The 13,780-nt window shown below is 69.2% G+C and carries 12 protein-coding genes and 1 pseudogene; 5 read left to right on the top strand and 8 right to left on the bottom strand.

All coding sequences use genetic code 11. The features are described from left to right. Positions 1–97: 97 nt before the first annotated feature. The 5 genes and pseudogenes from RYH80_RS10020 to purS form a co-directional block, all read right to left on the bottom strand. Entirely contained in the window at positions 98–1,633 is a 1,536-nt protein-coding gene (locus tag RYH80_RS10020) for a carboxypeptidase M32 (RefSeq protein ID WP_370903727.1), read from the bottom strand. 187 nt (positions 1,634–1,820) lie between these two features. Beyond that, the gene (locus tag RYH80_RS10015) at positions 1,821–4,145 is read right to left on the bottom strand and encodes a methyl-accepting chemotaxis protein (RefSeq protein ID WP_370903726.1); all 2,325 of its coding nucleotides are present in this window, start codon (positions 4,143–4,145) and stop codon (positions 1,821–1,823) included. Further along, a complete protein-coding gene (locus RYH80_RS10010) occupies positions 4,139–4,297 on the bottom strand; it encodes a hypothetical protein (protein WP_370903725.1) in 159 nt (52 codons plus the stop codon). Before RYH80_RS10010 ends, RYH80_RS10015 begins: the two co-directional genes overlap by 7 nt. A gap of 136 nt (positions 4,298–4,433) precedes the next feature. Then, entirely contained in the window at positions 4,434–5,132 is a 699-nt protein-coding gene (purQ, locus tag RYH80_RS10005) for a phosphoribosylformylglycinamidine synthase I (protein ID WP_370903724.1), read from the bottom strand. Positions 5,133–5,269: 137 nt separating this feature from the next. Beyond that, a pseudogene (gene purS / locus RYH80_RS10000) lies at positions 5,270–5,518 on the bottom strand (phosphoribosylformylglycinamidine synthase subunit PurS); the annotation flags it as partial. A 130-nt stretch (positions 5,519–5,648) separates the two neighbouring features. Here purS and RYH80_RS09995 point away from each other — a divergent pair. The 3 genes from RYH80_RS09995 (at position 5,649) to RYH80_RS09985 (ending at position 9,328) form a co-directional block, all read left to right on the top strand. Beyond that, on the top strand, positions 5,649–7,271 hold the full coding sequence (locus RYH80_RS09995; protein WP_370903723.1) for a hypothetical protein: 1,623 nt from the start codon (positions 5,649–5,651) through the stop codon (positions 7,269–7,271). A gap of 95 nt (positions 7,272–7,366) precedes the next feature. Continuing rightward, complete coding sequence (locus tag RYH80_RS09990; protein WP_370903722.1) at positions 7,367–8,620, top strand: digeranylgeranylglycerophospholipid reductase; 1,254 nt, start codon at positions 7,367–7,369, stop codon at positions 8,618–8,620. 165 nt (positions 8,621–8,785) lie between these two features. Then, positions 8,786–9,328, top strand: a complete 543-nt coding sequence (locus RYH80_RS09985) for a CDP-2,3-bis-(O-geranylgeranyl)-sn-glycerol synthase (protein ID WP_370903721.1) — start codon at positions 8,786–8,788, stop codon at positions 9,326–9,328. 352 nt (positions 9,329–9,680) lie between these two features. Here the strand turns inward: RYH80_RS09985 and RYH80_RS09980 are convergent, their stop codons facing one another. Continuing rightward, positions 9,681–10,172: a GNAT family N-acetyltransferase gene (locus RYH80_RS09980; protein ID WP_370903720.1), complete on the bottom strand. Its 492-nt coding sequence runs from the start codon at positions 10,170–10,172 to the stop codon at positions 9,681–9,683. Between the two features lie 136 nt (positions 10,173–10,308). Here RYH80_RS09980 and RYH80_RS09975 point away from each other — a divergent pair, with 136 nt between their 5' ends. Next, positions 10,309–11,313 carry a hypothetical protein gene (locus RYH80_RS09975; protein ID WP_370903719.1) on the top strand — a complete coding sequence of 335 codons (1,005 nt, stop codon included), beginning with the start codon at positions 10,309–10,311 and terminating at the stop codon, positions 11,311–11,313. Between the two features lie 76 nt (positions 11,314–11,389). Next, on the top strand, positions 11,390–12,973 hold the full coding sequence (locus tag RYH80_RS09970; RefSeq protein WP_370903718.1) for a carboxypeptidase M32: 1,584 nt from the start codon (positions 11,390–11,392) through the stop codon (positions 12,971–12,973). A 10-nt stretch (positions 12,974–12,983) separates the two neighbouring features. On the opposite strand, the gene RYH80_RS09965 is transcribed toward RYH80_RS09970, so the two are convergent. Together RYH80_RS09965 and RYH80_RS09960 are read right to left on the bottom strand one after the other, a co-directional pair. Continuing rightward, positions 12,984–13,313: a hypothetical protein gene (locus tag RYH80_RS09965; RefSeq protein WP_370903717.1), complete on the bottom strand. Its 330-nt coding sequence runs from the start codon at positions 13,311–13,313 to the stop codon at positions 12,984–12,986. Positions 13,314–13,315: 2 nt separating this feature from the next. Further along, on the bottom strand, positions 13,316–13,633 hold the full coding sequence (locus RYH80_RS09960; RefSeq protein WP_370903716.1) for a helix-turn-helix transcriptional regulator: 318 nt from the start codon (positions 13,631–13,633) through the stop codon (positions 13,316–13,318). Positions 13,634–13,780: the final 147 nt, after the last annotated feature.

Below are 13,780 nucleotides of genomic sequence, written 5' to 3'. Positions count from 1 at the left end.
GCGGCTCCACTGACGTATCGAGGATGGCGGTGCGGCTCCACCGACGAATCGAGGATGGCGGTGCGGCTCCACCGACGAATCGAGGGCCTCGGTGCGCCTACACCGACGACTCCAGGTCGTACAACGCGCCGTACTTCGACTGGACGTAGTCGACGAAGGCGTCCGCCGAGAAGTCCTCGCCGGTCGCCTGCCGGACGAGTTCGTTCGTCTCGTAGCGGGCGCCGTGCTCGTGGACGTTCTCGCGCAGCCACTCGTGGAGCGCCTCGAACTCGCCGGCGCGGATGTCGTCGGTCAACTCGCCCAGGTCGTCTTCGGCGGCGTCGAACAACTGCGTCGCCATCACGGAGCCCAGCGAGTACGTCGGGAAGTAGCCGAAGTTGCCGTGACTCCAGTGGATGTCCTGGAGACACCCCTCGGCGTCCGTCTCCGGCCGGATGCCGAGGTACTCCTCGTACTTGTCGTTCCACACTTCCGGCACGTCTTCGACGTCGAGGTCGCCCCGGATCAGGTCTCGCTCGATCTCGAACCGGACGACGATGTGGAGGTGGTAGGTGAGTTCGTCCGCCTCGACGCGGATCAGGTTGTCGTCGTACACCTGGTTGGCCGACTCGTAGGCCTCCCGCGGCGTCGCGTCCACGTCGAAGTACTCCGCGAACGTCGGGAGCACGTGCTCCCAGAACGCCTCCGTCCGGCCGACGTGGTTCTCCCACAGCCGCGACTGGCTCTCGTGGACCGAGAGGTCACGCGAGGTGCCCAGCGGCGTCCCCCAGTGTTCCTGCGGGAGCCCGAGGTTGTAGAACGCGTGGCCGAACTCGTGGACCGTCGCCGTCAGCCCACCCAGCGGGTCCGTCTCGTCGAACCGCGTCGTCACGCGACAGTCGAACTGGTTCCCCGAAGTGAACGGGTGCGAGGAGGTGTCGAGCCGACCGCGGTCCCAGTCGTACCCCAGCGTCGACAACACGTCCCGCGACAGCGCCTCCTGGTCGTCCGTGTCGAACTCGCCGTCGAACGCGTCCGTGGTCACGTCGGCGTCGCTGTCGGCGATCTCGTCGATCATCGGCACGAGCGTCTCCTTCAGCGTCTCGAGGATCGACTCGGCACGTTCGATGGAGAGACACGGCTCGTACTCCTCGAACAGCACCTCGTAGGGGTCGCGGTCGGGGTCGATCGCCTCGGCCTGTCGCTGGCGGAGGTCGACCAGTTCCTCCAGGTACGGCGCGAACGTCTCGAAGTCGTCCTCGGCCTTCGCCTCCTCCCAGGCCGACAGCGCCTCCGAGGAGGTCTCGGAGATCTCCTCGACGAGGTCCCGTGGGACGGCGTCGGCACGCTCGTAGTCGCGACGCACCTCGCGGACGACGGCCGCCTGCTCGTCGTCCAACTCCCGGTCGGCGAGTGTGTCGAGCAACTCGGCGGTCTCGTCGGCCGTGATCATGTCGTGGCCGACGGAGGACAGCGCCGACAGCTGCTTCGAGCGGACGGGTGTGCCACCCTCCGGCATCGTCACCTGCTGGTCCCACGAGAGCACGCCACCCGCCGACTGGACGGCACTGATCCGTTCCACTCGGTCGAGCAACTGCTCGTACGCGTCGTCCGCCGCCGCGTCCGCGTCGGTGTCTGCGGTGTTGGTCGCCATCGACCCGTGGTACGACCCCGCGTGGCTTCAAACGTGTGTTCGCGGTCGAACGCGTGCTCACTAGAGACTGTGACTCACCTGCGAGTGAGTGACACGTAGTTGGACGGGCCGGCGGTCACACGACCGGTCGGCCGACTCGGGCCGATGGGTCGTCGCCGAGGGGGCGGGGTTGGCGGCGAGTACGGGATCAGTCGTCGTCGGGCGCCGTCGGGGCCGCCGGGTCGTCGCCGACGGTGTCGTCTTCGACCGCACCGTCCGCGCCCGAGGCTGCACCGCCCGCGTCGGGGGCGACCGTGAACCGTTCCGTCGCCGCCCGGAGGTCGCCGGCCTCGTCGGCGACGCGGTCTGCGGTGCGAGCGACTTCGGAGACGGTAGCAGTCTGTTCCTCCGCAGCCGCGGCGGCGTCGCTGGCCTCGTCGGCGTTCTCCGTCGCGATCTCGCGCACCTCCTCGACCGTCGCCGTCACCTCTTCGGTCGTGGCCGCCTGGTCGTCCGTCGCCTGATCGATGTTCTGGACGCCGTCGTTCGTCCGCTCGACGACCTCGCCGATGTCGACCAACGCGTCGATCGCCGTCTCGACCGTCTCCACGGACGACCGGAGTCGTTCGTTCGCCGTCCGCATCCGGTCGGCGGTGGCGTCCGTCTGGTCGCCGACCTCGCCGACGAGCGCCTCGATGTCGTCGGCGCGGTCGCCCGCGTCCGACGCCAGCGTCTTGATCTCGTCGGCCACCACCGCGAACCCGTCCGAGTTGCCGTCGCTGCGGGCGGCCTCCACGTTGGCGTTCAACGCGAGCATGTCGGTCTGCTCGGCGATGTCCCCGATCACGTCTGCGAACTCTTCGATCTGTTCGACCTGCTCGACCAACTCGTCGACCGCCTCGACTGCCTCGCCGGTCACCGTCTCCACCTCGTCGAGCGCGTCGACGGCGTCCTCGGCGGCGTCGCGCCCCTCCCGGCTCAGATCGGCGGCGGTCGCGGCGTTGTCGGCGACTTCGCCGGAGGTTGCGGCGACCTCCTCGACGGTGGCGGACATGTCGCCCATCTCGTCGGCGACGGAGGCGAGTCGCTCGCGCTGTTCGTCCGTCCCGGCGCTGATCGACTGGACCGTCTCGGAGACGTCCGCGGTCGCACCCTCGATCTCCTCGGCGCTCGTCGTCAGCGCCGTCATCGAGTCGGCGACCTCGTCCGCGAACTGCTGGACCTCGGCGATCGTCGTCTCCAGTTCCGCGACGACGTCGTTGAGCGTCTCGCCGATCTCGCGCATCCCGTCGTGGTCGCTCTCCGGGTCGACGCGGACGGTGAAGTCTCCGTCTGCGAGCGTCTGGATCGCCGCGCGGTAGTCGTCGGCCTTCGTCTCGAGGTGCTCGGAGAGCGCCTCCGCCTCCTCGCGAGCGGCCTCGGCCTCCTCGGTCGCCCGCTCGGCCTCCTCGATCCGCTCGCGGAGTCTGACGCGCATCGCCTCTAACCCCTCACCCAACTCGCCGAACTCGTCGCGGCGGTCGGTCTCGACCGCCGTGTCGAGATCGCCCGACTCCATCGCGTCGACGTGGCCCGTCAGCCGCCGCAGTTCCTGTACTGCCGGCCGCTCGACGACGAGCGCGAAGCCGACGAGCGCGATCGCGACACCGCCCAACAGCAGGAAGAGGTTGTTGCGCACGTCGGTGACAGAGGAGAACAGTACGGAGGGTTCCGCGTACGCGACCGTCCCCCAGCCGGTCGAGCCGATCCGGTCGTTGTAGCCGGCGATCACCCGCTCGGCGGTCGGACTGTTCGCGGCGGCGACGGTCGTCGACCCGGACTCGCCGTCCAGTGCCGCCTGCACGGCCGGCGAGGAGACACCCGCGCCGTCCGTGTGTTGGGTGCCGACCGCGTCGACGGACTCGCTGTCGTAGACGACGACGCCGGCGTCGTTCACGACCCGGACGCGCGTCTCGTCGACGATCCCCTCGACCTCGCGGTCGACGAACGCGTACGGCGTCCGCTGGACGATCACGTTCCCGCGGTCGGTACCGGCGTACACCACCCACGAGCCGTTCGGCCCCGCGTCCGAGACGTACGCGACCCGCGTCGCCTCGGCCTCGAGTCCGCTCGGTACCGACAGCCCGAGCGCGGAGACGGACTCCCCGACGACCTCGGACCGCGAGGAGGCCAGCACCTCGTCACTCTCGGGGTTCACGAGGTGGACACCGGCGACGTCGCCCCCGAGCGTCCGTTGCCGGTACCGTTCGTTCAGATCGGTCCGTGTAGAGATAGAGATCGACGGCCCGGTGCGGGACTGTTCCGTCTCGCGGGCAGCCGCGACCGCCGAGCTACGGAGGTTGTCGAGCGTCGCCTCGACCACGTCGTCGACGGCGTCCGCCTCCCCGACCATCGTCTCCGTGTTGTCCGCACGGACCGTGTCGCCGACCGAGATCACGGTGAACGCACCGAGAGCGGCGACGACACCCACCACGAGGACGAACCCGAGCGTGACCTTCGTCGGGTGGCTCTCCCGCGGGTCGAGTGTCACCACGGGTCGGCTCCCTCCGTCCGTGTGGAGTCCGTCTCGTCGGTCGTCGTCGACACTACGCCGGCCGTCCGCGTCGGTCCGAGTGTCGCGTGTCGCCGGTCGGTCTCTCGGGACACCGCCCGGTGGCGGCCGGCGGTGTGGGTCCTGCGAGTCATACGCGGCAGTCACCACGGTCGCGGGTTTCAAACTGACCCTAGCGGTACGACATCTGAGAATTGGGTGACGGCTCGAAAACTGGATGGAGAACGGCGTTCGTGAGCTCCGGGGCGAGAAGACTCGAATCGGAGGGTCTCAGGCGAACGCTCGCAGGACGCCCTGTCCGTCCGTCCCGCCCACGTCCGGGAGCGTCGCGCGTTCGGGATGTGGCATCATCACCGCGACGTGATCGTCGTCGCCGAGCACACCGGCGACGTTGTGTCGCGATCCGTTGGGGTTGGCCTCGTCGGTGACCGAACCGTCGGCGTCACAGTACCGGAACAGCACGCGGTCCTCGTCGGCGAGTCGCTCGGCGGTCGCCTCGTCGGCGACGAACCGTCCCTCGGCGTGGGCGATGGGGACGGCGAGCACCTCGCCGGGCTCGTAGGCGGCGGTCCACGGCGTGTCCGCCCGCTCGACGCGGAGGTGGACGTGTTCACACTGGAACCGCGCGGAGGCGTTCGTCGTGAACGCCCCGGCGACGAGCCCGGACTCCGCGCCGATCTGGGCACCGTTACAGACACCCAACACGGGGACGCCCGCCTCGGCCGCCGTCCGCACCTCCTCGAGGATCGGCGCGCGTGCCGCGATGGCACCCGCCCGGAGGTAGTCGCCGTACGAGAACCCACCGGGGAGGACGACACCCTCGAGGTCGGTCGGGTCGGCGACGCCGGCCCCGTCCGCGAGGCCGTCCTCGTGCCAGACGAGTGCCGCGTCGACGCCGAGGTGGCCGAGCGCGGCGACGGCGTCGCGGTCGCAGTTCGAGCCGCCGAACCTGACGACGGCGACCGTCACCGCTCGTCACCCTCCGCGGCTGCCGTCTCCGCCCGACTGGCCGTCTCACCCGACCCGTCCGTGTCCACCGTCTCGCCCGTCTCGCCCGCGTCGCTCGTGTCGGCCGTCTCCCCCGACCCGTCCGTCGCGGCGGACGCGCGGCGGTCGACGCTCACCTCGTAGTCGTGGATCGTCGGGTTCGCGAGCAGGCGTTCGGCCATCGCCTCGGCGCGCTCGGCGGCCGCGTCCGCCGACTCTGCGTCGAGATCCAGTTCGTAGCGGTCGGCCGACCGCAGCGACTCCACCTCGAACCCCAGCCTGTCGAGTGCGCGCGCCGTCGTCTCTGCCTCCGGGTTCAACACGCCACCCTTGAGACGCACCGTGACGGTCGCGGTGTAGGCGGTCATCGGCTCGTGGTGCGTAGTCGTGGGTCAAATCCGTTACGGCTCGCGGCCGTGTATCCACGTTCGTGCAGCACTCTCGGGATAGCTCTCCCAGCTAGAATTGTATTTGTGGTTGGAACAGACGGTTTCACTCGTGTCACTCCGTAGTCCACCTCGTCGGCGGTTCCGCCCGGGGCGGACGCTGGTGGTCGCCGTCGTGGTCGACCTCGTCGTCCGGTACGGGGACCTCTGGCCCGAGTTGTTGCCGGTCGTCTCGCTCGCCGGTGGTCTCGTGGGGTCCGAGACGACTGGACTGGCGGTCGTGACCGTCGCCGTCTACCAGTACGGGTGGCTGTTGTTCGAGCCAGCACACGCGTCGCTCTCGGAGACGGCGCGTCGGGAGACGAACGCTCCGGCGTCCATCGGAGACGTTCGTGCACTCAGACTGCTGGTGACTGGGTGGACACTGCTGTTGTACTGGGTAGCAACCGGTGCCGAGTCGCTCGCTTCGGTTGGGGTCGTCGTGTCGGTCGCCGTCGTCGTGACCGGGGTGGGGTTCCCGTCGTACTGTCGGTGGCGGTACGGCTGGCAGTTCGCGAGCCCCGACGGCTATCCGGTGCGGCTCGTCGACGGGGTCACTCCCGTCGACCTTCGCGGTGAGATCCGGCGAGACGCCACAGCCGGTGGGTACACCGCGAGTGTGACTCGTCGGGCGAGTGTCTTGCTGCTCCCGTCGTTCGTCCCCGTCACTGGTGTCGTACTAGTCGTCGGCACGATGGTACTCTTGTACACGTTCCCGCTCCCCGACCTCGCCGTGCTCGGTGGCGTACTCGCAGAGTCGTCGGCCGTTCGACGACGGGTGCCCGACACTATCGTGGGGCGGCTCCGAACGAGCTCTCCAGAACGATCGGTGTTACACCTCCCGACACCGGCCGGGATCGGAACGGAGGAGATGATCCTGGGAATACCCGTACTCGCCGGTGTCGTAGCCGGACTGACACCGGCGGCGTACGGTCTCGCACTACTCGGAGGGTGGCCACCACTCGCCGCACAGGCGGTCACCGCCGCAGCCGCCGTGCTGCCGGACGAGCCGTCCACTGCCGTCGACATCGTCGGTGTCGCTTGGCGGGTCTTCGGCACCGGTGTGCTCCTCGTCGCCGCGTCGGTGTACGCTGCCGTCCACTGGTTCCGACAGGCCCAACGCGTCGTCGCCACACTCGACGACCGACCGACTGCACCGGCGCGTCCGCCTGGCCTCCTCTTGCCGGCGGTAGCGAGTGCCACTGTCGGTGCGTCGATGATTCCGGAGTTCCCGCTCGCCGGTGGGCCACTCGTCCCACTGTGGCCCCTGATCGGACTCGGTCTCCTGTTGCTCCTCGTCCGAAGCCGTGGGCGAGTGTCGGCAGTCGGAGACGAGAGAGCACCACTCGCCGCCGGAGCGTTGCTCTCGGTCCCACTCGTTCAGACGGGGTTGGCACTCGGATCGCTCTACGAGCCGCAGTCCGTCGTTGCGGCCGTGGTGGAACCGACCGTCGTGCTCCCGATCGTGTTCGCCGCCGGAGGTGTGTACTATCCAGTCGGGAGCCCAGATCGGGCGTCGGCGAGTCGCACGGAGTGGTACGCACAGACCGTCGCGACGGTCGCGCTCGGAGGGGCGTTACTCGTCGTCGGACTGGTCTTCGATTCGGCGTTGTTTCTGTTGCCAGGCGGGTTCTGTCTCGTCGGGGGTGTCGTGTTGGGCACTGTGCGGTACTACGAGCGACACTACCGTCGGTGACCGCCGGACGGCCGTCGTCCCGGAACCAGAAAGCACAACAGGCCGCCGTTCCAGCCTGTGTACGAGCGAAGAGACTCTCTCGACGCATCTCCATCATGACCGAACACTACGACGTCGTGATCGCGGGCGCCGGCCCGGCGGGTGGCCAGTGCGCACGCGACCTCGCGGCACGGAACTACGACGTACTGCTCTTGGAAGCCGAGGGTGAAGCCGAGTTCCCGGCGGGCTCGAACAAGTCGACGGCCGGCACGTTCCCCTCCACGATGTCCTCGTTCGGCATCCCCGACGAGGTCGTCATGAACTACACCGACGAGGTCGTCTTGGAGTCGCCCAACGACCACTTCGTCCGCGACCAGACCGGAGCCGTCCTGGAGTTCGCGGAGTACAAGCAGTGGCTCGTCGCGGACGCGCGCGACGACGGCGCCGACGTGCGGTTCGACGCCCGCGCGACGGCACCGATCCGCGACGACGGGAAGGCGGTCGGTGTCCGGTACAACGGCGACGAGGAGGTGCTCGCCGACGTGGTGATCGACGCCACCGGCCCGGCGGCCCCGCTCGCCCGGAAGCTGGACGTGTGTGACCTCAAGCGCGAGCGGCAGGCCATCGGCGTGGAGTACGAACTCCGTGGCATCGACGTGGACCACCCGGAGTACGCGGACCTGACGGACGCGATGATGTTGCGACTCGACCACGACCTCGCGCCCGGCGGCTACTCGTGGGTGTTCCACACCGGCGGCAGCGAGGCGAAGGTCGGCGTCTGTTACATCCAAAACGAGAGTCACCGCCAGAACGCCCGCGACGACTTCCGGATCGACGACTACCTCGAGTACTGGATGGAGACGGACCCCCGCTTCGAGGACGCCGAGCGGATCGAGGGGAAACAACACCGCGGCTCCGCACACATCCAGATGCCCGACACACTGTCGACGGGCGGGTTCATGGCCATCGGCGACACCGTCCCGACGGTCGACCCGCTGTGGGGCGAGGGGATCGACAAGTGCATGCGCTCCGGGCGGATGGCAGCCGCGACGGCCGACAGCGCCCTGACGGGGGAGCCGGACACCTCCGCGGAGATGATGAGCGTCTACGACGACCTCTGGCACTCGGAGGTCGCGCCGAACATGCGGACCCGGCTGTTGATGACGGAGTTGCTGTACCGCGGCTCCAACGAGCGGTACGACAAGCTGATGGCCGACCTGCGCCGACTCGGCCACGACACGCTCCAGCGCGCCAACAGTGGGAGTCTCCGCGCCATCGCGAGTCTGCTCACGTTCGACGACGTGCCGTTGGTCGCCGGGCTCGCTCGCGACCTGGTGCAGGACTCGATCCCGGGCCTGAGTCGGAGCTGAGGCGGAGTCCAGCCGGAGCCGAGCCGAAGTCGAGCAGGAGCCGAGCCAGGGCCGAACCGGAGTCCAGGCGGAGTCCAACCGGAGTCGAGCCGAAGCTACGGACGGTCGGATCGCCGCTCGGACGCGAATCGTCGGATCTTAACCCACGCCCACGGACCCTCGGGTATGCTCGTCTCCGTCGTCGCCGGTGCGCTGTGGGCGATGTTACCCGCGTACGTCCCGAACAACGCGGCCGTCCTCGCGGGTGGCGGCCGCCCCATCGACGGCGGGCGGACGATGGGGGACCGCCGGCTGCTCGGCGACGGGAAGACGTGGCGCGGCACTCTCGTCGGCACCCTCGCGGGTGTCGCCCTCGCGCTGGTCGCCAACGGCGTCGCGGGGCCGGTCGGCGACACGGTCGGCGTCGCGCTCCCGCGGTTCCCGCTGGCGGCCGCCGTCGGGCTCGCGGCGGGTGCGATGGCCGGCGACGTGGCGGCGTCGTTCCTCAAACGTCGCAGCGGCCGCGAGCGCGGGGCCGCCTTCCCCGGGCTCGACCAACTCGACTTCGTCGTCGGCGCGCTGGCGTGTGCGGCGCTGCTCGCCGGCGGGTGGTTCGCGACGACGTTCACGCCCGGACGACTGCTGGTCGTCGCCGTCGTCACGCCCGCGCTCCACGTCGGGACGAACGTCGTCGCCTACTGGCTCGGACTGAAGGACGAACCCTGGTGATCTCCGTCGACCCCCGGGGGTTGTGGGGATGATTGCGTGTAGTCGAAACATTTATAATATGCGAAATACAACAACATACCAGGTGCTTGAACTAGCACTGTCACAGACGAACCCGTCGTGGGGTTGAAGCGAGTACACCGTCCGAGACGACCATCACCGTCGTCAGGTTGCAGACGAACCCGTTGTGAGGTTGAAGCACGGTGCGTGACGACCACCATCGGCGGCACCTCAACGTTCCAGACGAACCCGTTGTGAGGTGAGGCAGTCTCGGCGGGTGGCGGTACGATCCGCCGCCGAGCAGGGTTCAGCCGAACCACCTGTGAGGTACCCCTGTTATCGCGCACGCAGAGCGTCACCTCTTTTCTGGATCGAGCGACCGCCGGTACTCGATCCCACACCGCTCGCTGCAGTCCGTCGCGACCCGTTCGTAGCCGCGGGACTCGTACAGCGCACGCGCCGCCCGCAGTCGCTCGTCGGTCGACAACACCACCGTCTCGAAGCCGTCCGCGACGGCACGAGCCCGGAGCCGGTCGAGCAGCCGACTCGCGTAGCCGCGGCGCTGGTAGTCGGGGTCGACGCGGAGGCGCCGAAACTCCACTGTCGTCGCGTCGACCGGTTCGGAGGCGCCGAGGGCGACGAGTTCGCCGTCGGCGGACGCGGACTCGCGGTGGACACCCACAACCAGCGTGCCGGGGCCGGGCAGGTAGTGCGCCGTCGGGTTCCGGAGGTCCCGATCCAGCGCCGGGTCGTCGACGAACGGGAGCGGCGAGGCGCGGAAGGCGCGTTCGTGGACGCGCCACACTGCCGCGGCGTCGCCGCGCTCGAAGGGCCGAATCTCGAACACACGCCACCCTCGGCCGGCCGGGGCTTCAGTGTTCGCTGAAATACGTTGCAGTCGATCCACACCGACGGCCGTAACCGTCTCCGTCGACACGTCCGAGCCACAGAAGACGTTTACCGGACGGCTCGCGAGGACCGCCGTGGACAGACGCCGACTACTCGCGGCGGCCGGGACGGCACTGTGCGGGGGTGTCGCCGGGTGCGGGTCGCGCGGCGGCACGTCCGACACCGAGCGCGCGCCGGCCCGGTCGCGGACGCGACGGTCGGAGCGACGACCGTCGGCGACGGACGACGCCGAGGCGACGACCGCGACGGGGAGCGACGCCACCGCCGAGTCGCCGACCGACACCACGTCGACACCGGTGGCCGTCGCGCCTGCCGCTCTCGACGGGACGCCCACCGTCCGCGTCGTCCCGCGTGTGCAGTGGGCGCTCCTCGAACGCGTCGTTGGCGCCGACGGCCCCGTCACGCGAGTCACCGACGGGTTGCCGGCGTACGACGAACACGCCGTCCGGACGACGGCCCACGGCGCGTTCTTCCCACAGACACGAATCGACACCGTCCGGATCGACGCGACGACGTACGCGTTCCACGGAGTCGCGGCGGCCGCGAGTCGGCAACGCTACTGGTACGACACGGTCGTCGACGCGACCGCCGAGACGACGCCGTTGTCCGCGCTCGGTCCGGTCGCGCAGTCGGTCGTGCGCCGAGTCCTCGCGGGTGACGCACGGAGCCCGGACGACCCGGTGCGCGACTACTACCCGATCGGACTGAGTCACCGACTCGTCGGCCGCGTCGTGGCCGTCGACGGCGAGCGGTACCGGATTCGCGGGTGGACGACGACACCGGAGTGGCCCGCGTACGGCGTCGCACCGGCGGTGTACGCACGGTACCGACTCCGTCCGGTCGACCGCGCGCCGGCGGTCCAGCTCACTCCGCCGGACGCGTCGGACGGCGTCGTGGCCGACCTGCTCCCGACCGGCGCCGACGACGGACCGGCGGATGGCGGTGGTGCGACGGGTGACTCTGTCCGCCAGCCACGACTCGACACGGACGACACCGGGTTCCTCTCGTGGGCGACACTGTGGGCGCCCCCCGACGAGGACCGAGCCGAGTCCCGAGACGGCCCCCGCGTCGTGCGGTGACAGTCGGCAGTGGTGACCGAGAGCCGCCGCAGCCCCCACGTTCTTGTCGGGGCCCGTCGTCTGCGAACACACCACGATGTCTACCGACGACCCCGAGACGGACGCGGCCGACCCCACAGACACGGAGACGACCGACGCGCCGACGGACCCGTCGGCGGCGTACGAGGAACTGCTCGACCACTACCGACGAGCGACGTACCTCGAAGACGCCGGACAGGTGCTCCACTGGGACCAACAGGTGACGATGCCCAGCGGTGGGACACCGGCGCGGTCGAAACAGTCCGCGGCCCTGTCGACGGTCGCCCACGAGACGCTCACGAGTCCCGCAGTGGGTGAGGCACTGGACGCGATCGACGCCGACACGGGCGACGCGACCGACACGACCGCCCTCGACGAGGCACGGGCGGCGACGGTCCGCGAGATCCGACGGCGGTACGACCGCAACGCCAGGGTCCCCGACGAGTTGATCGAGCGACTCACGGAGACCGGCACGGAGGCACAGGAGGTGTGGCAGACGGCGAAGGCCGAGGACGACTTCGCGCACTTCGCACCCACGCTCGAACGGCTACGGGACCTCCACCGCGAGCGCGCCGCCGCGATCGACCCCGACACGCCCGCCTACGAGGTGATGTTCGACGACGGTCTCCCGCACCTCTCGCTCGATCGCGTCGAGGAGATCTTCGCCGACCTCCGCGACGGGCTGGTGCCACTGATCGAACGGATCGAACGCGAAGGCCGAGAGCTACCGACGCCGTTCCGCGACGCCGGGCCGTTCTCGGAGGCGGAACAGGAAGCACTCTCGGAGGCGGCCCTCGACGCGCTCGGCTACCCGGAGGATCGTGGGCGCCTCGACACCTCGCCCCACCCGTTTACCGCCGGGACGCAGTTCGACTCGCGGGTGACGACGCGGTACCAGCCCGAGGACCCGCTGGACGCGCTGACGGCGACGATCCACGAGTTCGGACACGCGAGCTACCAACTCGGACTGCCACAGGAGGACTACGGCGAGCCACTGGGACAGGCGATGGGCAGCGGCGTCCACGAGAGTCAGTCGCGGTTCTGGGAGAACCACGTCGGCCGGACGCGGGCGTTCTGGGAGTTCTTCCTCCCGGAGGCGAAGCGGCACCTCGACGGGATCGACGACGTGACCGTCGACGAGGCGTACGCGGCCGCCAACCGGATCTACCCGGACAACCCGATCCGCGTCGAGGCGGACGAACTCACCTACCACCTGCACGTTCTCCTCCGAGCCGAGGTCGGCGAGGCGTTCGTCTCGGGCGAGATCGACGCCGACGAGATCCCCCGGCTGTGGAACGAGCGCCACGAGGAGTACCTCGGGTTCGCGCCGGAGACGGACACGGAGGGGTGTCTCCAGGACATCCACTGGTCCGGCGGGTTCGCGGCGTTCCACGGTTACACCGTCGGCTCGGTGCTCGCGGCGCAACTCGACCACGCGATGCGCCGGGAGTTGGACGTGGACGGCCTGATCCGCGACGGGGAGTTCCAGCCGCTGTGGGACTGGCTGACCGAGCACGTCCACGCGCACGGCCGTCGGTACACCACCGACGAGTTGGTCGAACGCGCCACCGGCGAGCCGCTGACGGCCGAGTACTTCCTCGCGTACGCCGAGGAGAAGTTCGAGGCGCTGTACGGGTTGTAGCAGGCTGTGATCAGCTCTCGATACCGAGATACCCGGCGGCAGCCCGCGCGATGCGTTCGGTCGCCTCGTCGGTCAGGTGTCCTTCGACACCGTCCACGTCGGTGTCTTTGATCGTCGTGATTGCCCACGGGTTGACGTAGCTCTCTCGCGGGAGACCACCGGACACGAAGTCGTCGGCTGCGAGCGGAACGGCGACCGAGCGCCGTGTCGTCGTCACGGCCGCGTAGAGTCCTTCCTCGTCCTCGAACGGGTGACTTCGATCGGTCAGTGTCACCCAAGGTCGGTAGCTGTGACCGCCGAACACGTCCGGCCCTCGCACGACAGCACCACGTTCGTACACGGTCACCCCTCCGAGTAGTAGTCGTCCGTCGTCGAGGCCGAGCTCGCGGCGGTTTGTGCGGCGAACGCGGCGAGACGGTCGTCTTCGGCGAGTGCCCAGTACCGACCGCGGTGTCGAACGAGCCCGCGATCTTCGAGTCGCGAGAGCGTCGTCCCGACACTCCCACGTGCGACGCCGGTCCTCTCGCGGATCTCACTCTGCGTGAACGCCTGGTCGCGGTGCTCCGCGAGGAACGAGAGGATGGTGTGTGCGTTCGTCCCCGTCTGGATCTCGAGTGTCTCTCCGGGTGCGTCGTCGAACTGGTCGATTCCGATCGGCACGTGTAGAGGAATGTAAGAGGTTGTAATAGATCTACCGGTAGTGTGACTCTCGGGTGAGTGGTACTTTCTCGGTCGTTTCACTCTATCCTCGTGGGAGCGAGGGACATGGTCGACACGTGGTGGACGGGAGAGTACCGACCGATCGAC

Origin of the sequence: Halobaculum sp. MBLA0147 (assembly GCF_041361345.1) — an archaeon.
Taxonomy (GTDB): domain Archaea; phylum Halobacteriota; class Halobacteria; order Halobacteriales; family Haloferacaceae; genus JAHENP01.
This window is presented reverse-complemented; position numbering and strand designations above follow the sequence as displayed.

Excerpts from the sequence above, each read along its gene's own strand:
- RYH80_RS10010 (WP_370903725.1), bottom strand. The coding sequence starts at position 4,297 with ATGACTCGCAGGACCCACACCGCCGGCCGCCACCGGGCGGTGTCCCGA.
- RYH80_RS09985 (WP_370903721.1), top strand. The coding sequence starts at position 8,786 with ATGCTCGTCTCCGTCGTCGCCGGTGCGCTGTGGGCGATGTTACCCGCG.
- RYH80_RS09990 (WP_370903722.1), top strand. The coding sequence starts at position 7,367 with ATGACCGAACACTACGACGTCGTGATCGCGGGCGCCGGCCCGGCGGGT.
- RYH80_RS10020 (WP_370903727.1), bottom strand. The coding sequence starts at position 1,633 with ATGGCGACCAACACCGCAGACACCGACGCGGACGCGGCGGCGGACGAC.
- RYH80_RS09970 (WP_370903718.1), top strand. The coding sequence starts at position 11,390 with ATGTCTACCGACGACCCCGAGACGGACGCGGCCGACCCCACAGACACG.